Origin of the sequence: Campylobacter devanensis (assembly GCF_002139915.1) — a bacterium.
Taxonomy (GTDB): domain Bacteria; phylum Campylobacterota; class Campylobacteria; order Campylobacterales; family Campylobacteraceae; genus Campylobacter; species Campylobacter devanensis.
The window spans coordinates 353,631-377,254 of record NZ_CP018788.1; the positions used below are offsets into that span (position 1 = coordinate 353,631).

Annotated in this window: 17 protein-coding genes, 1 tRNA gene and 3 rRNA genes; 9 read left to right on the forward strand and 12 right to left on the reverse strand. The window is 35.4% G+C overall.

All coding sequences use genetic code 11. The annotated features are described in order from the left end of the window. Position 1 precedes the first annotated feature (1 nt). The gene (purF, locus tag CIGN_RS01815; RefSeq protein ID WP_086302062.1) at positions 2-1,342 is read left to right on the forward strand and encodes an amidophosphoribosyltransferase; all 1,341 of its coding nucleotides are present in this window, start codon (positions 2-4) and stop codon (positions 1,340-1,342) included. Between the two features lie 572 nt (positions 1,343-1,914). Further along, positions 1,915-3,513, forward strand: a complete 1,599-nt coding sequence (locus CIGN_RS01820; protein WP_086252813.1) for a flagellin B — start codon at positions 1,915-1,917, stop codon at positions 3,511-3,513. Between the two features lie 71 nt (positions 3,514-3,584). On the opposite strand, the gene CIGN_RS01825 is transcribed toward CIGN_RS01820, so the two are convergent. The 10 genes from CIGN_RS01825 to CIGN_RS01870 all read right to left on the reverse strand — a co-directional run bounded on the left by CIGN_RS01825 (position 3,585) and on the right by CIGN_RS01870 (position 9,638). After that, on the reverse strand, positions 3,585-3,950 hold the full coding sequence (locus tag CIGN_RS01825; protein ID WP_086229994.1) for an ATP-binding cassette domain-containing protein: 366 nt from the start codon (positions 3,948-3,950) through the stop codon (positions 3,585-3,587). Positions 3,951-3,978: 28 nt separating this feature from the next. Further along, positions 3,979-4,329, reverse strand: coding sequence for an ATP-binding cassette domain-containing protein (locus tag CIGN_RS01830; RefSeq protein ID WP_086229993.1), 351 nt, complete (start codon positions 4,327-4,329; stop codon positions 3,979-3,981). Then, the gene (locus CIGN_RS01835) at positions 4,326-5,309 is read right to left on the reverse strand and encodes a FecCD family ABC transporter permease (protein ID WP_086298819.1); all 984 of its coding nucleotides are present in this window, start codon (positions 5,307-5,309) and stop codon (positions 4,326-4,328) included. Before CIGN_RS01835 ends, CIGN_RS01830 begins: the two co-directional genes overlap by 4 nt. Positions 5,310-5,317: 8 nt before the next feature. Then, on the reverse strand, positions 5,318-5,524 hold the full coding sequence (locus CIGN_RS01840) for a hypothetical protein (protein ID WP_086229992.1): 207 nt from the start codon (positions 5,522-5,524) through the stop codon (positions 5,318-5,320). A 40-nt stretch (positions 5,525-5,564) separates the two neighbouring features. Then, the gene (locus CIGN_RS01845) at positions 5,565-7,370 is read right to left on the reverse strand and encodes a TonB-dependent receptor (RefSeq protein WP_086229991.1); all 1,806 of its coding nucleotides are present in this window, start codon (positions 7,368-7,370) and stop codon (positions 5,565-5,567) included. A gap of 11 nt (positions 7,371-7,381) precedes the next feature. After that, positions 7,382-8,137: an ABC transporter substrate-binding protein gene (locus CIGN_RS01850; protein ID WP_181892515.1), complete on the reverse strand. Its 756-nt coding sequence runs from the start codon at positions 8,135-8,137 to the stop codon at positions 7,382-7,384. Then, a complete protein-coding gene (locus tag CIGN_RS01855) occupies positions 8,116-8,343 on the reverse strand; it encodes a hypothetical protein (protein WP_086229988.1) in 228 nt (75 codons plus the stop codon). The genes CIGN_RS01850 and CIGN_RS01855 overlap by 22 nt, the downstream gene beginning before the upstream one ends. Positions 8,344-8,364: 21 nt before the next feature. After that, positions 8,365-8,964 (reverse strand): hypothetical protein, encoded by a 600-nt coding sequence (locus CIGN_RS01860; protein ID WP_086239287.1) that lies wholly within the window; start codon positions 8,962-8,964, stop codon positions 8,365-8,367. Further along, a complete protein-coding gene (locus tag CIGN_RS01865; RefSeq protein ID WP_086302064.1) occupies positions 8,957-9,352 on the reverse strand; it encodes a hypothetical protein in 396 nt (131 codons plus the stop codon). The genes CIGN_RS01860 and CIGN_RS01865 overlap by 8 nt, the downstream gene beginning before the upstream one ends. Positions 9,353-9,440: 88 nt before the next feature. Further along, positions 9,441-9,638 carry a hypothetical protein gene (locus tag CIGN_RS01870; protein WP_086302065.1) on the reverse strand — a complete coding sequence of 66 codons (198 nt, stop codon included), beginning with the start codon at positions 9,636-9,638 and terminating at the stop codon, positions 9,441-9,443. A gap of 247 nt (positions 9,639-9,885) precedes the next feature. On the opposite strand from CIGN_RS01870, the gene CIGN_RS01875 reads away from it, so the two are divergent. Genes CIGN_RS01875 through CIGN_RS01885 form a run of 3 tightly spaced genes read left to right on the forward strand, consistent with a single transcriptional unit; the run spans position 9,886 to position 14,706 of the window. Next, entirely contained in the window at positions 9,886-12,294 is a 2,409-nt protein-coding gene (locus tag CIGN_RS01875) for a nucleotidyltransferase family protein (RefSeq protein ID WP_086302066.1), read from the forward strand. 3 nt (positions 12,295-12,297) lie between these two features. Then, a complete protein-coding gene (glmS, locus tag CIGN_RS01880) occupies positions 12,298-14,106 on the forward strand; it encodes a glutamine--fructose-6-phosphate transaminase (isomerizing) (RefSeq protein ID WP_086302067.1) in 1,809 nt (602 codons plus the stop codon). An 18-nt stretch (positions 14,107-14,124) separates the two neighbouring features. Beyond that, entirely contained in the window at positions 14,125-14,706 is a 582-nt protein-coding gene (locus tag CIGN_RS01885) for a tetratricopeptide repeat protein (protein ID WP_086302068.1), read from the forward strand. A gap of 50 nt (positions 14,707-14,756) precedes the next feature. On the opposite strand, the gene murI is transcribed toward CIGN_RS01885, so the two are convergent. Both murI and CIGN_RS01895 read right to left on the reverse strand, forming a co-directional pair. Next, on the reverse strand, positions 14,757-15,512 hold the full coding sequence (murI, locus tag CIGN_RS01890) for a glutamate racemase (protein ID WP_086270193.1): 756 nt from the start codon (positions 15,510-15,512) through the stop codon (positions 14,757-14,759). Then, positions 15,512-17,314: a menaquinone biosynthesis decarboxylase gene (locus CIGN_RS01895; RefSeq protein ID WP_086302069.1), complete on the reverse strand. Its 1,803-nt coding sequence runs from the start codon at positions 17,312-17,314 to the stop codon at positions 15,512-15,514. Before CIGN_RS01895 ends, murI begins: the two co-directional genes overlap by 1 nt. A 429-nt stretch (positions 17,315-17,743) precedes the next feature. Between CIGN_RS01895 and CIGN_RS01900 the strand changes: the two genes are divergently transcribed. The 4 genes from CIGN_RS01900 (at position 17,744) to rrf (ending at position 23,481) form a co-directional block, all read left to right on the forward strand. Then, a 16S ribosomal RNA gene (locus CIGN_RS01900) occupies positions 17,744-19,255 on the forward strand. Positions 19,256-19,353: 98 nt separating this feature from the next. Continuing rightward, positions 19,354-19,430: transfer RNA gene (locus tag CIGN_RS01905), tRNA-Ile, on the forward strand. Between the two features lie 749 nt (positions 19,431-20,179). Beyond that, positions 20,180-23,210: ribosomal RNA gene (locus CIGN_RS01910) — 23S ribosomal RNA — on the forward strand. A gap of 151 nt (positions 23,211-23,361) precedes the next feature. Beyond that, positions 23,362-23,481 (forward strand): 5S ribosomal RNA (rrf, locus tag CIGN_RS01915). The 16S, 23S and 5S rRNA genes sit together here with 1 tRNA gene alongside, the layout of an rRNA operon. The last annotated feature ends 143 nt before the right edge of the window (positions 23,482-23,624 follow it).

Consider the following 23,624-nt stretch of genomic DNA (forward strand, 5'->3'; position numbering starts at 1 on the left):
TATGTGTGCAATAGTTGGAGTAATCAATTCAAAAGACGCAGCAAAAACAGCCTATTATGGGTTGTTTTCTATGCAACACAGAGGGCAAGAGGCAAGTGGGATTAGCTCTAGTTATAATCATCAGATTAAAACTATTAAAAATAGAGGCTTAGTAACTGAGGTTTTTAATAGCGCTAGCTTCGAGATATTACAAGGGCAGATGGCTATAGGGCATAATAGATATTCAACCGCTGGAAGTGATAGTGTGCTAGATGCTCAGCCGGTGAGTGCGAAATACTCTTTGGGTGAGATTAGTATCGTTCATAATGGAAATTTGATTAATAAATATGAAGTTAGGGAGCGATTAATCGAAGATGGTGCGATATTTCAATCCAATATGGATACGGAAAATATCTTGCACTTAATAGCAAAAAGCAAAAAAGAGAATTTGCAAGACCGTATTATAGAGGCTTTGGGGCAGATCGTTGGGGCGTATTGTTTGTTGATTTTGAGTCGCTCCAAGATGTTTGTGGTGCGTGATCCATACGGCGTTAGGCCTCTTAGTATAGGTAGATTAAAAGATGGTGGATATATCGTAGCTAGTGAGAGCTGTGCTTTTGATCTGGTGGGGGCTACATTTGTGCGTGATGTAGCACCTGGAGAGATGATAGTATTTGAAGAGGGCAAAAGCGCCTTTAAAAGCATAGAGTTATTTGAAGCTAAAGACCCTAGATTGTGTGCATTTGAATATATATACTTTGCTCGTCCTGATAGCATGATAGATGGTAAAAATGTATATCAAATTAGAAAAAAATTAGGAGAAATTCTGGCTGATAAATCTAGCTGTAAAGCTGATTTTGTAGTGCCTGTGCCAGATTCTGGTGTTCCTGCGGCTTTGGGGTATGCTGCTAGGAGTAAAATCCCATTTGAGATGGCGATTGTGAGAAATCACTATGTGGGTAGAACCTTTATAGAGCCAACCCAAGAGATGAGAAACCTTAAGGTTAAATTAAAATTAAATCCTATGAGTAGTGTCTTAAAAGGCAAAAGCATTGTAGTAATCGATGATAGCATAGTGCGAGGGACAACTAGCAAGAAAATAGTAGAGCTATTACGCAATGCTGGGGCTAAAGAGATACATATGAAAATTGCTGCTCCAGAGATTAAACATCCTTGTAGATATGGTATTGATACTCCAAGTTATGAAGAGCTAATCAGTGCTAGGATGGATGCTAGAGAGGTGTGTAAATTTATTGGTGCTGATAGTTTAGAGTTTTTAAGCATTGATGAATTAACTCAAGGATTAGGTAATGAGCGTAAGTACTCTCTTGTAAGCTTTGATGGAGATTATTTTATAAGCTAAATTTGTCTATATACTTGTTTTGATATCTTTTAACTTTGCTTTGCAATTAGGCAAAATGTTAAATTGATTACAAGTATCGCATTTTCTTTTTTATCTCGCTTTAGCATAATCTAATCTGTGCTAAAGTGAGCCTAACATTATAAATATATAAATCATATCTTAAACACTAATATTATCTACAAATCACTATATATTAAATAGCAAATTTATGCAACATTATCTATAAACCAAATCTATAAACCAAAAACTATCAAATTCACTCTTATCCCATAGTCAACCTATTAACCTCCCCCAAACCCACAAATTTAATTACACCCCCATAATATTTAATATCTCACCCAATCCAATCTAAATTCCACTCTAAAAATTATAAAATCACTTAGCCTAAATCTACAATATATAATCTAAATTTAATAAATTTCTCAAATTTATTAAAAATTTGCAATATTTTCTTCAAATTTATCAAAATCCCCCCCCATATATAAACTTTTTAATATTTGGTTCGATATAATAAAAACAACCCCTAAATGGATTTAAGTTTTATAGGGAAATCTTAACACAAAGGAAAAGTTGTGAGCTTTAGAATAAATACTAACATCGCAGCGATGAATGCTCATGCCAACTCTTTGATCAATGATAGAGAACTTACTAGCTCACTTGGTCGCCTAAGCTCAGGTCTTAGAATTCAAACAGCAGCTGATGATGCATCAGGTCTTGTTATTGCTGATTCACTAAAAAGCCAAGCTAGCTCTTTAGGTCAAGCCATATCTAATGGTAATGATGCAATTGGTATTGTTCAAACTGCAGATAAAGCTATGGATGAACAGATTAAAATACTTGATACTATTAAAACCAAAGCTATCCAAGCAGCCAACGACAGCCAAAACAGCGACTCTAGAAAAGCAATCCAAAATGATATCTCAAGACTTCTTGATGAACTAGACAATATCGCCAATACCACAAGCTTCAATGGTCAAAAGCTATTAAATGGTAACTTCTCAAACAAAAACTTCCAAATAAGTGCTTATAGCAACCAAACGGCCAAAATCAGCGTAGAAAACACCAACTCAAACGCCATAGGCCACACCCATTATCTCTCTACTACGCCTATGATTTTTGATAATAATAATTTTGATACTGCGAATTTCACTATGCAATTAAACGCCGTCCCAAGCCATTTAAATGGCATTAAATTCGACGCTATCTCTGGTCAAGAGATACTAGATAATGGGCTAGGAGTCATAGCTGATAAGATAAACTCTTATAGCAGCGAGACGGGTGTTAAGGCTAAAGTGAAGAATGAATTTATTAGCTCTGTTCCGATACTTGGTAGTGCTTTTTTTCCCGGCAGTGTTTCGAAATTAAGCATAAATGGAGTAGAGATAGGGACAAATTTAAGCGTGGCAAATAGAGATCCTTCAAATGCTCTAATAGACACTATCAATGCCAAAAGCGATATAACTGGCGTTAGTGCTTATAATGCTGGAGGGCGTTTATCAATGAGCTCTAGTAACGGTAAGCCAATATTAATTCAAGTAGGCACGACAAATGATGCCGATGCATTGGGGCTAGCTATGCAAGATAGCACCGGTGCAAAAAGCACAAGTGCATTAATCTTAGGTGAACTCTATCTACAATCAAATAATGGCTCACCACCATCTTTGGATCTCAAAGAGACTACAGGCAATATAAAAGGTGCTGGGATTGATGGTTTAAATCCTAAGGCCGCTGATACAAATGATATAATAGGCTCTCAGCTAAGAGAACAATTATCACTTAGTCTAAGTGATTTGGTTAGAAACAAGCTAGATGAGCATGTATTAAGGGCGATGGGTCAAGTAGAGCTATTAAATCCAATTTTGGAGTTGCCAGCTGGAGTTAATAGCTATGCAGGGGCACAAGCTTTGATAGATGTATCATTAAATGCGCTTAAAAAGCTAGACAAACTAAGAGCTGATCTAGGTTCAGTCCAAAATCAATTAGTAGCTACGATAAACAACATCACAGTTACCCAAGTCAATGTCAAATCAGCCGAAAGTCAGATACGGGATGTGGATTTTGCTAGTGAGAGTGCGAATTTCTCTAAATTCAATATCCTAGCTCAAAGCGGTAGCTACGCCATGAGCCAGGCAAATGCTGTACAACAAAATATATTAAGACTATTACAGTAAAATCTGATTTTAGGAAGTGCCATTATTATAATGGCACTTCTAGCAAAAATTTTTATTATTAGGGTTTAGACTCAATGAATCTCTCCTAGATAATCAAAAAAACTATTTGATACATTAAAGCTTTTGCTAAGCTGAGTTTTGTTGATTAACGAATTATCTCCTAAAATATGTTTTTTATCTTTGTGCATTATTAATACTTTCTCGGCTAATTTTTTGGCATTTTGAGGATAGTGAGTATTTATAATTATAGCTTTATTTTGAGCTTTTAATTTTTGGAGAGTTTCTAGGATTATGTGTTGATTTTTAAAGTCTAAATTTGACTCTGGTTCATCTAAAATTATTATACTAGGATTATTTACTAAAGCTCTAGCAAAAACTACCATTTGAAGCTCTCCGCCACTTAGATTATCACAACTTTTATTGGCTAAATATTCAATTCCAAGACTAGATAAAGTGGCTAATGCTCTATCTTTGTGCTCTTTTTTTAGGGATAAATTTTATACTTGTATTGCATCCTAAAAGCATCATATCGATTACTTTTAGTCCGATATTTAAATTTTTAGCTTGTGGAATATAGGCAATATGTGAAAATAACTCGTTATTTTTAAAACTACAGATCGATCTGTTATTTATGTAGCTTTTGCCAGATTGCCATTTTAATAATCCAATGCAACATTGAATAAGTGTAGTTTTTCCTACGCCATTGCAACCTAAAATAGCTAATGCCTCTCCTTTGTTGATGCTAAAGTTTAAATTATCAAATATTACACGCCCTGATCTACTAAATTTTCCATCTTCTACTCTAAACATACTCATAATTTCATAACCTCTTTACTACGATATAAAATAACAATAAAAAATATTGCCCCAATTATAGCACTAAGAATTGATATAGGTATTTCCTCAGAGCTAATTGAGCGACTAAGTGTATCTATAATAATCATAAAAATAGCTCCTATGAGCATACTAAATGGTAAAACCAATGCGTTATTGCTTCCTATTATTAGTCTAGCAATATGTGGAATAACTAATCCAACCCAGCCAATAATACCACAAATACTAACTGAACTAGAGACTAATAGTGTCGAACTAAGAATTAAAAGAATTCGAATTTGTCTTATATTTAATCCAAGACTTTTAGCTTCATTATCATCAAGCATTAATAGATTATGTTTCCATCTAAAAATTAAAGTAATAACTATGCCTAATGTCATTACAATGCAGCCAAATATAAGTTGGGATATATTGCTTATGCTTAGGCTTCCAAGCAGCCAATATGTAATAGCAGGAAGAGTATCTTGCGGATCGGCTATATATTTTAAAATTGATATTAGACTTTGAAATAGAGCTGAGATAATAATTCCACCAAGGATAATCATAATGCGATTATCCATATCTCTAGCAACAATAAGCGTTAAAAATAGAGTTAAAATTCCAAATGCAAAAGCAAGGCTACTTAAAAACACTATATTTAATCCAAAAAGTAAAGCTAGTGCTGCTCCAAATCCAGCCCCACTAGCTACACCTAGTATATCTGGGCTAGCTAGTGGATTTCGAAAAATAGCCTGAAAAGATGCTCCAGCTACACCAAGTGCTGCTCCGACAAAAATAGCTAAAATTACTCTTGGCAATCGAACTTCAAATAGTATGTATCTTAGTTTTTCATCTATAGGATCCCCTTTGATTAATGCTATTAATAAGTTATAAATTTGATGATAATCAATGTCATATCTACCAATGCTAAGTGCTATTAAACTAGTGCAAATTAAAATCAAAGTTGCTATAAAGTAATACATTTTAACCCTTAGTAATTATAGGCAAATTTAAGAAATGCATTTGTTCCTGGCTCCATAAGTGGATTTGAGATAGTTTTTGAATATGCAATATCTTCTGCAACAGATGGATTTCTGCCTTTTGTATTAAAGAGATTTTCTACTCCAAATGTAATCCACATATTTTTAAATTCAGAATCAAAATATCCCAAATGTGTAGAGATATATATATCGCTCATTGTATATGATCTGCTCTTTCTTTCTTGTGTATTATCAATTCTATTTTTTACCCAAATATGCTCTTTGTGACCACTTAATATCTCCCCAGTTGAATTTGTATCCTAACGAAGCTAAACCATAAAATGGAGCTATATAGGCTAATGGCTTATCTGCGGTTTTATCTTGCCCATAATTATGTGAGCCTACTAAATCTATAAAAAAATTATTGTATTTATGATGACTTTCATACTCTAAACCTTGAATTAATGCTTTTCCTATATTTACTGGCTTAACTTTGTCATTACTTATAGGTTGATTTTGAATCATATCGGTATAATCGGTTCTAAAATAGACTAAAGAACCATAGTTATATGCATCGCTATATCTTAGGCCAGTCTCATATGTATAGGCAATTTCAGCTTTAAGATCGTGGTTTGCTTCCGTAGTTGGACTTGGAAATAATCCATTTGTGCCAGGGCTTTTATAGCTTCTAGAGAGATTACCCACAATGCTAAAATAGTCGTTAAGATTATATAATGCACCAATACTACCAGTGATAGCATCTGATGTTTTCATATCATTATCATTTAAAAATTTAGTAGCTTCTGGTGTTTCACCAGTATACTGTTGCGATCCAATTTTAACTATATTGTAATCATATCGCAAAGAGCCCGAAAGAGTTAAGTCATTAAATATGCTCCAATCATCTTTTATAAACGCAGCAATCTCAGTGCTAGATGTTGGTCTAGAGCTTGTACTTTCTCTATTAGTTGTTAAATTTACAATTTTTATTGGAGTTGGAGAGTAGGCTGTAAGTGTCGATATACCGTAGCTTAACAGATGATTTTGAATTTGTGAATCAAATAGTATATTTGTTCCTATTTGGTTGGTATTATATACTTTATTGTGTGTCCAAGGTTCGTTTATAGAGCGTCTATCTATACGCAAATCAGTATCATAATGCCTATAATAAGCATATATATCCATTTTATCGGCAAAACCTAAATTCCAAATTTCTGTTCCGACTCTTATATAGTACTCATACATTGGATCTTCATTTCGAATAATTCCAAATGAACTACCAGGTTTTGCATGGATACCGCCAGCATTATAGGTATTTATTTTTTGAAATTTACCCATTGAGTAGTATCTAATATCGTCATATGAGTAACCGATGTGATAATCAGCACCCCAGCTTTGATATTTGGAGCGTTGTGCTATGCCATCTGGGGTGCGAAAGTCGCTACCTTTTCTACCATGGGTACCAATTAATATATCCCAGCCATCGCCACCGCCGATTATTTCGGTACGTCCGCCAAAGCCGTTATTTACACTATTAAATTCTAATGCTCTGATTTTAGCGTCTAGATCAAATGGGGCATTTGTATCGCCGTGATAGAGTCTAGATTTAAAATTGATAACACCATTTATTGCGCTAGAACCATATAACGAGCTGGCTGCGCCTCTGATTACTTCTATTCCATCTAGTGAATTTGGATCAATCATATTTAATTCTAAAGTGCTTCTACCTGTGACTTTTACACCATCTACAGCGATTATTGAGCGAGAGTTATTAGAATTCATACCACGAACAGTAAGCTGTCCGCCAATCCCACCAGAGCGTGAGTATGTGATACCTGGAACGTTATTTAATAGGCTTTGAACGCCACCGCTGCCACCAGATGTAAGGATGTCTTGATTTGTTACGACACTAACACTTCTAGTTGGTAGCTCATTTTGATACTCTTTTAATTGTTCTGTTGTATCAAGGGAGTTTATATTTAAATTTGCAACGCTTTCATCTAACTTATGTACTTGTGCTAGAACGCAAGAAGTGGCCAAACTTATTAATAATATTTTTTTCATTTTACACCTTTTTAATTTATTATTGCAGCTTCTATAGATGGATTAAATATCATATGAATATCTTGATTATCAAGTGATATATCAAAAAATATTTTATAAAATTTTTCATATTCATCTTTTAAATTTAAATTCATAAATATATCTGGATGGTTGTGCTTAGCTAAAAATAAAAGCGTCAATCCAAGATCTAAACTAGGAGCAAAAGGACGATATGAAGCCATTGGTAATTTGTATACTCTTTTATTTTTTATAGCATTTATGCTTTGCCATTGCTTTTTTGAATATATATCATCTGGGGTAGTTTGGGTAAAATTTGAGATATAGATAATATCTGGATTATGTGCAAATATCTCCTCTATACTTATGCTAGTTTTTTGTTCTTTTCCCCATTGGTTTAAGGCGCCTGAAGCAGTTATAAGATAGTCATTAAATATGCCAGATGTGATGTTGTCTTTATCGATTCTATGTATGATTAGAGCTGTTGGTTTTTTAGCATTAGCAGTTGCTGTTTTAATCTGATTTTCAATATTTGATATATATTCTATTATAGATCTACTTTTTTCAGAGATATCAAAGTGCTTCTCAATCTCTTTTAGCCAGTGAGCTAGAGTAAGTTTGGAATTATATGAATCTATATTTGTAGTTAATTCAATAACATTTAAATTAGCAGCTTTTAATCCTTGACAGATTTTAATATTTGATATACCGCAGATGTATAAATCAGCATTTAATAAAATCAACTCTTCTAAATTTGGATTATTGGCCAAAATTGCTTTTTGGTATCCAGGACGATATTTTTTTTTATTAAAGAGTGCTCCATTGCGCTGTATGAAGCCTTTGGGATGAGTGTTAGATTAGCATCGCTAAGCAAGCTAACTATAGGTGGTAAAGGCCACAACCCAACAACAACAACGTTCTTGGCATTTGCTATTGTAGTAATAGCAATAAGTAGCAAAAATAGTAATTTTTTCATATTTTAGCTCCATTTTTTATATCATATTCTACCCATGCTATAAATTTTTTCTAAAAATACAATAGTAGTTGGCATGAAGCCTTGACCGATATGATAATCTGGATCTAATGAGGTTATATACATATTTCCTGCAAAACTATAGCTATCCTTATATAAAATAGTTTTGCCGATCTTATCAACTATAATTTTTTTAGCATATTTGGGTGGATTAAATACTCCATGATAGTGCCATTTGCATTCTTGCAACTTTAAAAAATTCCAAATCTCATCACTGCTATCATACGCATACATAGGTAAGTCAGCTCCAGGATGAATCCACCACCAAAAATTTACTTGAGTAGGGGTAAAATCTATAGATGGTAAATGATCGCCCATTATATCGCCAAAGCTAATTATATGCCCATCATTTTGTAGATATTCCTCAAATTTAGCCTTGTTTTGAGTTAAAATTTTAGGGTTTAGCCTTGAAGCAATGACAATATAGTCATATTTACTAAGATCTGTAGAGTGTAAATCCAATATATAGATTTGTTCTTTGAAAATATTTTTAAATTTACAATTGCAAACTTGAAAAAAATTTTGATTATGAAAGGCTCCACCAGTGATTATTGAATTATTCATTATTATTTCCTTTTAATTCATTTTCTAGCCATTTTATAAGATTTAACCCCATTCTTTTAGCTGTGCTTTGCTCAAATAATCCATATCCAAATAGATCAGCTCCAGCCGTATGTAATATGACCCCATTTGTGCTATTTTTATCTATATATGCGACACATTTGTCTTGACTGTCTTTTAAGATTATTGTTGCATTTTTAGGCGGAGTAATATAGCCACGACTAAAAAAACCACATACTCCACGCCTATATGTGATATCATAATCTTTAACTCCATTTGTAATTTGATGATAGCAGGTATGAATCATTCTACTTTTAATTGGAATTTGGCTTGGTATATATAGGGATGGAGTATCTAGCCAGTTGATATACATTGCGCAAAAAACTAGCAAAATACCGCCTTTATCTAAGAATTCGCTAATTTTATCTTTATGTTTTAATAAAAATATTTGATCGCAACTTCCATTTATTAAAATTATTTTAAATTTTTAATAAAGCATCTGCTTTTTCTAGCATTTCATATGCATTTATTTTAATAAAAATATCACCATAAAAGTTATTGTTTTGCGATTCCATGTTATCTATTTCTTGAGTATCTAATACAGCTATAGAATCTATAGACTTTATAAATTCAATTGAGCTGTCAATATCATCGTAACAGATGGGTTTTGATTGCATATTTTTCCTTTGTTAATATAATTTAAAGGCGGAATTATTACATAAATTAAATTATAAAGAAAATAAAACAAATAATATTTATTATCAATTTTAATCAAAAATAAATACTTTTAAATATCGATAAATACATATATATTTTTATAATTATTATTAACTAAATTATGTTAATATCAATTTGATTATATAAAATTTATGTATAATATAGTTACAAGTTGAATTTAGATAAAATACTACTTAAAGGAAGTAGATGGAACCTAATAAGAATAAAACAAATTTAAAACTTAAAGATGAGATTATAAAGTGTAAAAATAGCCTTAAAAGCAATTTTATGCGACTTGGTGGGCGCAATTATGGGATTTATCAATCCAAAGAGATAGATAAGTTTCTAAAAACAGCCTTTAATATACTCAAATTTGACTCATTTGGGGAGTTTGACCCAAGTGATGAGAGTGTGCCTTTGTGTGTGGTGGCAATCGGTAGCTACGCACTTGGTGAGATGAGTGTCAAGAGCAATATTGACCTAGCCATAATATATAAAAACGAGCTAGGATACAACTCAAATGCCATAGCGCAAAGATACGCTAATATCTTAAAAGAGGTTGGCCTAGATATCGAGGCTAAAATTTGTGAAAAAGATGAGCTATTATCTTTGGCTAATGATATTGAGCTTATGGTGCTATTTAGCCATATTCGCTTGGTTTGTGGATCAAAAATCTTATATAAAAATATCAAAAATCAAATTTCAAAACTCAATGAAAAGAAAAAAGATGAGCTAATTAGCTATCATTTAAGAAAACTTGAGCCGATGAGTTGTCCGCAATATTTAGATTGTAGCCCAAATCTACTTAATGGTAGCGGTGGATTTATGGATTATAAAAGGATATTTTGGCTTTTTAGCCTTTTTGGCGGGACATTAAAGACAAATATATTAAAGTATATTGATGAAGATGAGTTAAGTGAGTTGAATTTGGCTTTTGATTATATCAGCTCGCTTCGCTCTGCCCTTCAAATTAGCGGCGGTGGCGAGATATTGGGTCGTGAATATCTAGATTCTGTAGCTAAAATAATGCAAACCAAAGCAAAAAAAGGTCTAAGTCCTCAAGAGATACTCCTAAGCAAATGCCTATGGGCAATGCATACTATATATATCTACTCAAGATATTTAGCAAGGCGCGCTTTTGGCGTAAGAATATCTTTAGGTACTGCTAGAATTTGTAGGCTTTCAAATGGGATATATAATATTGCAAATACTATCTATGTGCCAAGCTGTAAAAAGCCAAAAGATTTTGAGCTTGTCCTTAAAGAATTAAGCCTACTCCCTGATGCTGAGCTTGCTTTTGATATAAGTGCTTTAATATATATAAAACGCCTAGAAGATAGTAGCTCTACAAAGGTCTATGAAGGGCTAAAAAAGATATTAAATCGCAGATATAGTAAGGATATCTTAAAGCTACTCTTAGATAGCTCAAAGCTATTTAAGATTATAAAGCCGATGGAGTTTAGCACTCACTTGGCTAGTTTAGAAGGTGAGTATAGCCTAGATGAGAGTTGCGTGGCGATCGTAGGAGAGATAGAGAATATCCAAGATAGATTTGTTCTTAGTCTATATAATGATCTTTGTGCTAATGGCAAAATGCTATTAAAGCTAGTAGCGCTTATGCATCAAGCCTCGCCAAATTATGTAAGTAGCGCTAATATATTTAGATCGTATTGTGCAAAATTAGATCTATTACAAAAGACTATAAATATGGGGATAAATCTGATAAAAAATCAAAATCAATTAATAGATATCCTATCAGAGCCAATTAGTGAGCCAATAATGCTAAATTTAGTAAGCTCTATCAAAGAAAAACAAGCTCTAAAACTACTATATATCCTAACTTACGCTAGGTTAAAAGCTAGGAATTTAAATCATTTTAGCGATATTGACAATGCCAAATTGCGTCAAATTTATGATAGTGCTTTGAGTGCTTTTGATAGCGATGAGAGCTTGATGGATAGCGTTAATAAACGGACAAAAAAGATAGAATTACTCAAAAAACAGAGAGAATTTATAGCTTTAGATAAGGATATAAAAGAGCAAATTCTAAGTATAGAGTCAAATTTGCTCTTTAGCAAGTATAGCCAGCAGCAGATAATAGATATCGCCCTTAGGGCTAGTGAGTGCTCAAATATCGATTTAGAACTAACTAGCCATAGCCTACAAATCATAGCCAAGAGCAATTGGAATATGGCGATGGCTCTTAGGGAGCTTCGTGGGTTTGATCTTGCGTATATGGAGATTTGTGAGCTTTTTGATGGTAAGAGCTATATAAGGCTAGATTATAATTCCAGTATTGATAAGAGCAAAAGCGAGATTATTCAAGCACTATGCTCTAAAGAGAAACCACAATATGACAAGCCGGTGATTTTGCCTAATGAAGTTAGCTTTGATATGAACTATTCTCAAAATTATGCGAAATTAAATATCAACGCCAAAGACCAGCGTGGATTTATGATTTATATCCTAAGTATGCTTAGCAAATTCCAAATTAAGCTAGCAAATGCTAGAATACAAACCATTAAAAACCGCACTAGAAACATGTTTCTTTTATCTATAAATGATGATTTAAAGAGCGTAGTGGATGAGTTTTTAAAAGAGATTATAACGGAGTAAAATATGTGTGGAATCGTCGGATATATCGGTAAAAAAGAGAAAAAAAATATTATATTAAATGGATTAAAAGAGCTTGAATATCGTGGATATGATAGTGCGGGGATGGCGATTATCATAGGTAATGAGATGAGCTATTATAAGGCTGTTGGTAAGCTTGAGAATTTAGCCAATAAAATGAAAGAGTGCCAATACCATGGTGATGGCGTAGCTATAGGCCATACTAGATGGGCGACACATGGCAAACCTACTGAGATAAATGCTCATCCGCATTTAGGCGAGTATAGCTTTGTTATTCATAATGGAATTATAGAAAATTACAAAGAGTTAAAAGATGAGCTAGAAGCTAGTGGGGTAAAGTTTTTAAGTCAGACTGATACGGAGGTTATAGTCCATCTTTTTGAAGAGTATAATAAAAATGCTAAAACCCCATTTGAAGCTTATAAAAAGACAATTAGCAGATTAAAGGGTGCTTATGCTACCTTGCTTGTTACTAAGGCTGCTCCAGATGAGATATTTTTTGCTAAAAATGCGGCTCCTTTGATTATTGCTAGAGATGGGGATGAAATTTATCTATCTAGCTCGGATTCTCCATTAATCGGCCTAGCTAAGGAGGCCATATATCTAGAAGATGGCAGTTACGGAGTGGCGAAATTAGGAAATTTAACTATATTTGATGAGAATAATCAAGAGATAAAGCCAAATTTCACCGAACTACCAAAAGACAAAGGCTACGCCCTAAAAGATGGTTATAGATTTTTTATGGAAAAAGAGATATATGAGCAGTCTCAAGTGATCGCTGAGTGCTTGATGGGTAGATTGAGCGATGATGATTTGAATTTGGATATCGATATAAGCTTGTTTAATGATATCGATGAGGTGGTCTTGTGTGCTTGTGGGACTAGCTACCATGCGGCCTTAGCTGCTAGCTATCTATTAGAGAGACTTGCTAAAATCAGAGCTAACGTAGTTGTGGCTAGCGAATTTAGATATAAAGAGCCATTTTTAAACCCAAATTCGCTATTTATAGTAATTAGTCAAAGCGGTGAAACAGCAGACACGCTAGAAGCCTTAAAAATAGCTAAAAACGCAAATTTAAAAACCCTAGCTATCTGTAATGTGGATAATTCTAGTATTGTCAGAATGGCTAAAGAAGTGTTGCTAACTCGTGCTGGGATAGAAAAGGGTGTAGCAAGTACCAAAGCCTTTGCTACTCAAATGATATGCTTATGGATGCTATCTCTAAAATTAGCTAAAATTCGCCACACAATCGATGATAAAACCTTAGAAAATGAGATTAAAACATTGAGAAATATCCCATCTGTTGTGAATTTTGATAAGAGCTTACAAGAGAAAATCTATCGCAAAGCCAAGCACTATGTCCATGGGCATGGATTTTTCTTTATCGGTAGGGATATATTTTACCCACTTGCTCTTGAAGGGGCGTTGAAATTAAAAGAGATTAGCTACCTACACGCCGAGGGTTATCCGGCTGGTGAGATGAAGCACGGGCCAATCGCTTTGGCCGATGAGGGGCTATATACGATTGCTTTATTACCACAAACCATCTTATATGATAAAACTAAATCAAATGTCGAAGAATTAGCCGCTAGAGATGCCTTCATCACTACCATTTCGCCTTTGGAATTTGAGCTTAGCGATGACTTTATCAAGATTAATTCTCACTCACATCCGATGAGTGAATTCTTTGAAATTATGGTTGTTTTACAACTTTTTGCGCTTGAGATTTCTATTAGATTAGGCAATGATGTAGATATGCCAAGAAACCTTGCTAAGAGCGTAACGGTAGAATAGGAATTTAATAAAAATATTATGAAAAGGCTTATTTGGATTATTGCGTTACTTTTTAGTGTGGTTGTGGCTAAGGATTTGAATTTAAAAGAATTAGAAATCTCTTGCGATAATGGCGATATGGATGCTTGCTTTTATCTTGGATATTTCTATAAATATGGCAAATTTGTAGAGCAAAGCTACCACAAAGCCGCCGAGCTATATCAAAAAGCTTGCGATAATGATTACGCATTTGCCTGTTCTGCTCTTGGGGATCTGTATGTAAGTGGCAAAGGTGTAGAGCTAAACTACCGCAAAGCCGCAAAATTATACGAAAAAGCCTGTGATAACGGCGATTTATGGGGTTGTGGTAGCCTTATAAACCTATATCGTGAAGGCGAGGGTATAAGACAAAATTACCAAAATGCTATCAAATCATCCCAAAAGGCTTGTGATAATGCCAACTCACTAGGTTGCCTTAACCTTGGAATCGCATATGAAAAAGCCAAAGGCGTAAGACAAGATTACGCTATAGCTAAGGAGTATTTTGGCAAGGCGTGTGATTTGGGCGATCAAATTGGTTGTGATAATTATAAAAGATTAAATATCTATGTAAAAGATTAAATAATAGATAGCTTATAATGATCTAAGCATATATCCCACGGCTTATCTGATTAGATTTTTCTCATCTCATCAAGCCTTGAGAGAAATGGGGTGATGAGATTTATATCTTTTTGTTTTTTAGATGAGTAGTAGATTAAATTTTTATCTAAATTTTTGCCATTTTCTAGCTCATCTAATCTTCTTTTGATCTGCTTTATAGTCCCATTTATCCCATCTACAATCTTACAATTTGGCATTAAAGCAGCAAAACTATCTTTAAAATAGTTAAAATGCGTACATCCTAGTACCAAAAGGGATATATTTGTAGCATTGATTTGAGCTATTTGCTCAGCTATATATCGCTTCACTGATGGTGAGTCAAACTCCATATTTTGAGCGAATTCCACTAGCTTTGGCATAGGTAAAAGATAGGTTTTATCGCTTAAATTTGATCTTTTTAAAAGCTCATTTAGCTTAGCACCCTTTATCGTAGCTGGCGTAGCGATAACTAGTATATTGCCATCTTCGCTTTGACCTAACTTCACTGCTGGTTCCATCCCGATAATTGGTATGCTAAATTTCTGCCTAAGGTCGCTTATAGCAGCACTCGTGGCGGTATTACACGCAATTACTATTATATCAGCCATAGGGCGCAAAAACTCGACCGCATCAGTGCTAAGAGCTCTTATCTCATCAATGCTCTTTACCCCATAAGGTGCGTTGTCATTATCGGCAAAATATATAAAATCACACCCTTTAAGCTCCCTTTTAGCCTCATTTAAAAGACTTAGCCCCCCAAATCCAGAGTCAAATACCGCTACAACCATCAGCCAAATATCTCAAATTTTTCAAATAATTTTGTATCATTATCTATCAAGCCTCTATCAATCAAATTTTTAACAACTTCTTGATTGCAATTGGTCTCTTTAGGCCACTCTTTTGTATAGCCATCATCTATGGTTTTGCGAGTCGCATCAATGCAAATTTGCTCATCATCTATATATATATCTCGCTGGGCATCAATACTATTAGTAATACGCCATACCATCATATATGGATTATCTATTTTTGAATCAATATCTGTAAATATTATAATTTTAAAATGTTTTTTAAGCGTTAAAAGAGAGTTAAAAAGAGATTTTAGGTTTGATTTTTTATCTACTTTTACCATACAGATTGGATTTTTGGTATCGGTAAAATATTGATATATCTCTAAAATATCAGAGCTTATTTTTTTAAATTTATCTAGTAGTTCGGTATTGCTTATCACACTTGGTGTTAAAGTAGAGTAGTCTATAGATGCATCTATGCCTAGTTTGCCTCCATAGCATGAGTTTGGACTAGCATGATCGAGCTGATCGCAAACTCCACTTGTTATTAGGCAGCTTTTTGGACTAAATTTATTTAGTACAAATTTAGCCAAATTTTCATAATCATCTAAATCAGGTGCATTGCTTGGGACAAATATAGCATGTTTTACAAAGCTCATCTGACCAACGCCCCAAAATGCATGCATAAGCTGCTGAGCGTGTGCTGGATAAAGGTTATTAAATTTAGCTAATATTAAGTTATGAAATACTCCATTTTCAGGCATTTTATAATCAATCAGATCTGGCGCAGTAGTTTGCAAAAGTGGCAAAAATATACGCTCAGTTGCATATCCCATATATTTATCTTCTAAAGGCGGCTTGCCCACGACAGTTGCAGCAAATATTGGATTTGTCTTATGCGTAATTTTGCTTACTTTCATTACTGGAAACGGCTCTATTGGGGTATAATAGCCAGTATGATCGCCAAATCTTCCCTCATCTTTTAACTCATTTGGATCTACAAATCCCTCGATAATAAAATCAGCATCAAAAGGCACATAAATATCATTAGTAAGTGATTTTACCAATTTCGCTGGTTTTTTACGAATAAATCCATATAGCATTAATTCAAAAATATTTTTTGGTAGTGGTGCTTGCCCACACCATATATATAATGGATCTCCGCCAATAGCAACGCTTACAGGCATTTTTTGGCCAGCTTGTTTGTATTCGTGAAAAAAATGCGCCCCATCTTTGTGAATTTGCCAGTGCATTCCAAGTTCATTTTGGCTATGGACTTGAAGGCGATACATACCCAAATTTTGAGTAGTTCCATTTAACGCCTTAGTATAGACTTGACCCATTGTGATAAAGGCGCCACCATCATCATCCCAAGTTTTCAAAACCGGAAGTTTATATAAATTTGGCTCTTTAAATTCACATTCTTGACATATACCATTGCCTTTTAATCTTTTTGGAAAAATGGATTTTAAACTCAAAAGATAGCCGAAAAAATCTATTTTTTCTTTCATTGAATTTGGTTTTTTAGGTTTTAAAAGAGCTGAAATTTCATTAGAAATATCACTAATATCACGCCCAAAAATTATCTCAAGTGCCTTAAAACTACCAAAAATATTTGTTATCACAGGGGGAAATTTATCACCATTTTTATTAGTTGGATTGGTAAATAGTATAGCTTTAGAATTATCTTTTTTAACTTCGATGTAGCTAATATGAGCAATTTCAAGATCAATATCGCATGGCGCTTCTATAATTTTTAATAGATTATTTTTTTTAAGCAAATTTATATAGTAATGCATGTTTACTCCATTTTTAAACAAAGAAAGTCTATCATAATATATAAAACATTAAGCAAAAAGTTAGATAAAATCATAAATTTAGAGTAAAAAATTTGAATTTAAACTAAATTTAATTAAAAATTTAAAATATTTAGGAAAATAGCCTAATATTTAATCTTTTTTTAAGCATATCTCTTATATAATTCCAGCTCACGAATTGAGAAACACCTTAACCTTCTGAAAAGCTTGGTTAAATCATCTCTTTATCGTTTTTGTTTTTTAATTTTTATAATGTTAAACTATCTTTTATAGTCAATCTTTGAAATCTAAACAAGTGATCGATTGAGCCAGAATCTTATTATATTATAATAGATTCAATACTTATATAACAGATATAAAGTTTTTAGATTAAAACTTCATAATACTTAAGTAGTTTATCTACTTTAATTTTTTATGGAGAGTTTGATCCTGGCTCAGAGTGAACGCTGGCGGCGTGCCTAATACATGCAAGTCGAACGGACAAGTAAGAGCTTGCTCTTATGAGTTAGTGGCGCACGGGTGAGTAATGTATAGTTAATCTGCCCTATGCTGGAGGACAACAGTTAGAAATGACTGCTAATACTCCATACTCCTTCTTAACATAAGTTAAGTTGGGAAAGTTTTTTCGGCATAGGATGAGACTATATTGTATCAGCTAGTTGGTGAGGTAATGGCTCACCAAGGCTATGACGCATAACTGGTCTGAGAGGATGATCAGTCACACTGGAACTGAGACACGGTCCAGACTCCTACGGGAGGCAGCAGTAGGGAATATTGCTCAATGGGGGAAACCCTGAAGCAGCAACGCCGCGTGGAGGATGACACTTTTCGGAGCGTAAACTCCTTTTCTTAGGGAAGAAATTTGACGGTACCTAAGGAATAAGCACCGGCTAACTCCGTGCCAGCAGCCGCGGTAATACGGAGGGTGCAAGCGTTACTCGGAATCACTGGGCGTAAAGGACGCGTAGGCGGATTATCAAGTCTTTTGTGAAATCTAATGGCTTAACCATTAAACTGCTTGAGAAACTGATAATCTAGAGTGAGGGAGAGGCAGATGGAATTGGTGGTGTAGGGGTAAAATCCGTAGAGATCACCAAGAATACCCATTGCGAAGGCGATCTGCTAGAACTCAACTGACGCTAATGCGTGAAAGCGTGGGGAGCAAACAGGATTAGATACCCTGGTAGTCCACGCCCTAAACGATGTATACTAGTTGTTGCTCTGCTAGTCAGGGCAGTAATGCACCTAACGGATTAAGTATACCGCCTGGGGAGTACGGTCGCAAGATTAAAACTCAAAGGAATAGACGGGGACCCGCACAAGCGGTGGAGCATGTGGTTTAATTCGATGATACGCGAAGAACCTTACCTGGGCTTGATATCCTAAGAACCTCTTAGAGATAAGAGGGTGCTAGCTTGCTAGAACTTAGAGACAGGTGCTGCACGGCTGTCGTCAGCTCGTGTCGTGAGATGTTCGGTTAAGTCCGGCAACGAGCGCAACCCACGTATTTAGTTGCTAACAGTTTGGCTGAGCACTCTAAATATACTGCCTTCGTAAGGAGGAGGAAGGTGTGGACGACGTCAAGTCATCATGGCCCTTATGCCCAGGGCGACACACGTGCTACAATGGCATATACAATGAGACGCAATATCGTGAGATGGAGCAAATCTATAAAATATGTCCCAGTTCGGATTGTTCTCTGCAACTCGAGAGCATGAAGCCGGAATCGCTAGTAATCGTAGATCAGCCATGCTACGGTGAATACGTTCCCGGGTCTTGTACTCACCGCCCGTCACACCATGGGAGTTGATTTCACTCGAAGTCGGAATGCTAAACTAGCTACCGCCCACAGTGGAATCAGCGACTGGGGTGAAGTCGTAACAAGGTAACCGTAGGAGAACCTGCGGTTGGATCACCTCCTTTCTAGAGTACAAAGTGATAATCTCACAATTATCACTTCAATATATCTCAATCACACTTGTTTAGGTTTGAGGGATTGATTTTTTAAAAGTAGTTATTAAGGGCCTATAGCTCAGCTGGTTAGAGTGCACCCCTGATAAGGGTGAGGTCACAAGTTCAAGTCTTGTTAGGCCCACCATTATTCATTTTTATCCGTTTTTATTTTTCATATTGGCATATCATATTTGTAATTCTCAAGATTTTTGTTATTTAAATTTTTTAAAATCTAATGTTGCTTGATTAAAATTTATAATTTCTATTTTTCAAATACTATATTCTTATATTTTTTGATTTACCTAAAATTGCTTCATTTTGTATTAAAAATTTTTAATAATATTAAATTTTTTAATTATTTAACTAGATTTTAGTACAAATTTTCAAAAAATTATAATATTTTCTGAAAATTGTTTTATATTTAAGCTTATTTTAATATTAATATTGTATAATTCCACTCACATTTCAAGTTAATCTTATTTAGCTTTGAAAAGTAAAGTTACTTAAATTACCATTGTTAAAAGTTACAATCAAGTTTTAATATTTAAAACAATTTTACAGGACTTGTTAGAGCTTTGAATTTAGTTTAATTTCAAATATTCTATATCAAACACTGTTATCCCAATAATATAAAAGATATAGTTTATAAATATTAACTTCACAATCTATTAAGCTTTAAAACTTACTTAATAGTAGTTAATACTTTCCGTCTTATTAAATTTAAATTCAAATACTATAAATCTAAACAGATTAACAAGAATTAAGTAATTAATTCTTAAATAATTAAATAGTTTATTTTTATATTTATATTTATCTATTTAATTTATATCTACTAGACTTTATCTTTAACAAGGAAGTGATGCGAATTAGAATATCAATAATCTAATTAAAAAAAGGTAAGCTACTAAGGGCAAATGGTGGATGCCTTGGCTAGTAGAGGCGATGAAAGACGTGCCAGGCTGCGATAAGTCTCGGGGAGCCGTCAAGGGGCTTTGATCCGGGAATTTCTGAATGGGGCAACCCAGTATATAGTGATATGTACTACCGCAATGCGGAGCGAACGTTGGGAATTGAAACATCTTAGTACCAATAGGAAAAGAAATCAAACGAGATTACGCTAGTAGCGGCGAGCGAAAGCGTAAGAGGGCAAACCACTAGCTTGCTAGTGGGGTTGTAGGACTGCAATATAGACTTAAACAATCTAATAGAATAAGTTGGAAAACTTAAGCATAGAGGGTGATACTCCCGTATATGAAAGTGCGTTTATACTTAGCAGTATCCTGAGTAGGGCGGGACACGTGTAATCCTGTCTGAAGCTGGGTAGACCACTATCCAACCCTAAATACTACTACTAGACCGATAGTGCACAAGTACCGTGAGGGAAAGGTGAAAAGAACTGAGGTGATCAGAGTGAAATAGAACCTGAAACCATTTGCTTACAATCATTCAGAGCCCTATGATTTATCAGGGTGATGGACTGCCTTTTGCATAATGAGCCTGCGAGTTGTGGTGTCTGGCGAGGTTAAGGAAACCCGGAGCCGTAGCGAAAGCGAGTCTTAATAGGGCGTATAGTCAGATGCTGCAGACCCGAAACGATGTGATCTATCCATGAGCAGGTTGAAACTGGTGTAAGAGCCAGTGGAGGACCGAACAGACGGCCGTTGAAAAGGCTCCTGATGACTTGTGGATAGGGGTGAAAGGCCAATCAAACATCGTGATAGCTGGTTCTCTCCGAAATATATTTAGGTATAGCGTTGTGTAGTAACTTTGTGAGGTAGAGCACTGAATGGGCTAGGGCATACACCAATGTACCAAACCCTATCAAACTCCGAATGCGCAAAGTGTAATCACAGCAGTCAGGCGGCGAGTGATAAAATCCGTCGTCGAGAGGGGAACAACCCAGACTAACAGCTAAGGTCCCTAAATCTCATTTAAGTGGAAAACGATGTGGAGTTACTGAAACAACCAGGAGGTTGGCTTAGAAGCAGCCATCCTTTAAAGAAAGCGTAATAGCTCACTGGTCTAGTGATTCTGCGCGGAAAATATAACGGGGCTAAAATGAGTACCGAAGCTTTAGACTTGCACTTAATTCTAATTATAAATTTGGCTATGAGCTTTTAAGTTATATTTCTTATAATTTAATTGCACTCATATAAATTAAATTATGAGAAAATAGTTTAGCTAAAATAATTAGAAGTAGTTAGAATTAAGTGCAAGTGGTAGGAGAGCGTTCTATTCAGCGTTGAAGGTATACCGGTAAGGAGTGCTGGAGCGGATAGAAGTGAGCATGCAGGCATGAGTAGCGATAAAAGGGGTGAGAATCCCTTTCGCCGTAAACCCAAGGTTTCCTACGCGATGCTCGTCATCGTAGGGTTAGTCGGGTCCTAAGCAAAGTCCGAAAGGGGTATGCGATGGAAAATTGGTTAATATTCCAATACCAATTATTATGTGCGATGGAAGGACGCTTAAAGTTAGTGGAGCTAGCGGATGGAAGTGCTAGTCTAAGGGTGTAGGTTGAGTTATAGGCAAATCCGTAACTCTCTATCCGAGACCTCAAAGGCTCTTGACGCTCTTCGGAGTAGATGGAGAATCCATGATACTATCGAGCCAAGAAAAGTTTCTAAGTTTAGTAATAATTGCCCGTACCGTAAACCGACACAGGTGGGTGGGATGAGTATTCTAAGGCGCGTGGAAGAACTCTCTTTAAGGAACTCTGCAAAATAGCACCGTATCTTCGGTATAAGGTGTGCCTAACTTTGTATTAAGATTTACTCCCAAAGCAAAGAAGGTTACAACAAAGAGTCCCTCCCGACTGTTTACCATAAACACAGCACTCTGCTAACTCGTAAGAGGATGTATAGGGTGTGACGCCTGCCCGGTGCTCGAAGGTTAATTGATGGGGTTAGCATTAGCGAAGCTCTTGATCGAAGCCCGAGTAAACGGCGGCCGTAACTATAACGGTCCTAAGGTAGCGAAATTCCTTGTCGGTTAAATACCGACCTGCATGAATGGCGTAACGAGATGGGAGCTGTCTCAAAGAGGGATCCAGTGAAATTGTAGTGGAGGTGAAAATTCCTCCTACCCGCGGCAAGACGGAAAGACCCCGTGGACCTTTACTACAGCTTGACACTGCTATTTGGATAAAGATGCGCAGGATAGGTGGGAGGCTTTGATCCATAGACTCTGGTTTATGGTGAGCCATTGTTGAGATACCACTCTTCTTTATTTGGGTAGCTAACTAGCCTAAGTTATCCTTAGGTAGGACAATGTCTGGTGGGTAGTTTGACTGGGGCGGTCGCCTCCCAAAGTGTAACGGAGGCTTACAAAGGTTGGCTCAGAACGGTTGGAAATCGTTCGTAGAGTATAAAGGCATAAGCCAGCTTAACTGCGAGACGTACATGTCAAGCAGAGACGAAAGTCGGTCTTAGTGATCCGGTGGTTCTGTGTGGAAGGGCCATCGCTCAAAGGATAAAAGGTACCCCGGGGATAACAGGCTGATCTCCCCCAAGAGCTCACATCGACGGGGAGGTTTGGCACCTCGATGTCGGCTCATCGCATCCTGGGGCTGGAGCAGGTCCCAAGGGTATGGCTGTTCGCCATTTAAAGCGGTACGCGAGCTGGGTTCAGAACGTCGTGAGACAGTTCGGTCCCTATCTGCCGTGGGCGTAAGAAGATTGAGGAGAGTTGACTCTAGTACGAGAGGACCGAGTCGAACTGGCCACTGGTGTATCAGTTGTTCTGCCAAGAGCATCGCTGAGTAGCTAAGCCGGGATGTGATAAGAGCTGAAAGCATCTAAGCTCGAAGCCAACTCCAAGATGAATCTTCTTTTAAGAGCTCTAGTAGACTACTAGTTTGATAGGCTGGGTGTGTAATGGATGAGAGTCCTTTAGCTGACCAGTACTAATAGCTCGTTTGCTTATCTTATAAGCATCACTTCCTTGTTAAGGATAAATATAATCCTTTTAGGTTTTTTAAAATATTTTTAGATATTAAACTTAGTGATTTTTAGCTTTAATACTCTAAGCAGTGTTAAATAAGATATTATCTTTATTGATATGATATTTTATTTAACACTGCTCGTGGCTATACATGATTAGGAAACGCCTTGCTCCATCTCGAACCAAGAAGCTAAGCTTTTCATGGCCGATGATACTCTCCCTTACTGGGATGCTGGAAAAGTAGGTTGCTGCGAGCTTTGTTTTTTATTCTTTGTATCTTATATTTATTAATCTATAGTTTTAGTATTTATTTGTTTTTACCTTAATAGATGAAATGGTATAAATCGCTTTTTATTTTTATATCTTTTAACTAATTTATTAATTCTTGGATATTTTATTA

Bases quoted from the DNA above. Each gene is read 5' to 3' on its own strand.
- purF (WP_086302062.1), top strand. From the start codon at position 2: ATGTGTGCAATAGTTGGAGTAATCAATTCAAAAGACGCAGCAAAAACA.
- CIGN_RS01830 (WP_086229993.1), bottom strand. From the start codon at position 4,329: ATGAGTATGTTTAGAGTAGAAGATGGAAAATTTAGTAGATCAGGGCGT.
- CIGN_RS01835 (WP_086298819.1), bottom strand. From the start codon at position 5,309: ATGTATTACTTTATAGCAACTTTGATTTTAATTTGCACTAGTTTAATA.
- CIGN_RS01840 (WP_086229992.1), bottom strand. From the start codon at position 5,524: ATGAGCGATATATATATCTCTACACATTTGGGATATTTTGATTCTGAA.
- CIGN_RS01845 (WP_086229991.1), bottom strand. From the start codon at position 7,370: ATGAAAAAAATATTATTAATAAGTTTGGCCACTTCTTGCGTTCTAGCA.
- CIGN_RS01855 (WP_086229988.1), bottom strand. From the start codon at position 8,343: ATGAAAAAATTACTATTTTTGCTACTTATTGCTATTACTACAATAGCA.
- CIGN_RS01860 (WP_086239287.1), bottom strand. From the start codon at position 8,964: ATGAATAATTCAATAATCACTGGTGGAGCCTTTCATAATCAAAATTTT.
- CIGN_RS01870 (WP_086302065.1), bottom strand. From the start codon at position 9,638: ATGCAATCAAAACCCATCTGTTACGATGATATTGACAGCTCAATTGAA.
- CIGN_RS01875 (WP_086302066.1), top strand. From the start codon at position 9,886: ATGGAACCTAATAAGAATAAAACAAATTTAAAACTTAAAGATGAGATT.
- glmS (WP_086302067.1), top strand. From the start codon at position 12,298: ATGTGTGGAATCGTCGGATATATCGGTAAAAAAGAGAAAAAAAATATT.
- CIGN_RS01885 (WP_086302068.1), top strand. From the start codon at position 14,125: ATGAAAAGGCTTATTTGGATTATTGCGTTACTTTTTAGTGTGGTTGTG.
- murI (WP_086270193.1), bottom strand. From the start codon at position 15,512: ATGGTTGTAGCGGTATTTGACTCTGGATTTGGGGGGCTAAGTCTTTTA.
- CIGN_RS01895 (WP_086302069.1), bottom strand. From the start codon at position 17,314: ATGCATTACTATATAAATTTGCTTAAAAAAAATAATCTATTAAAAATT.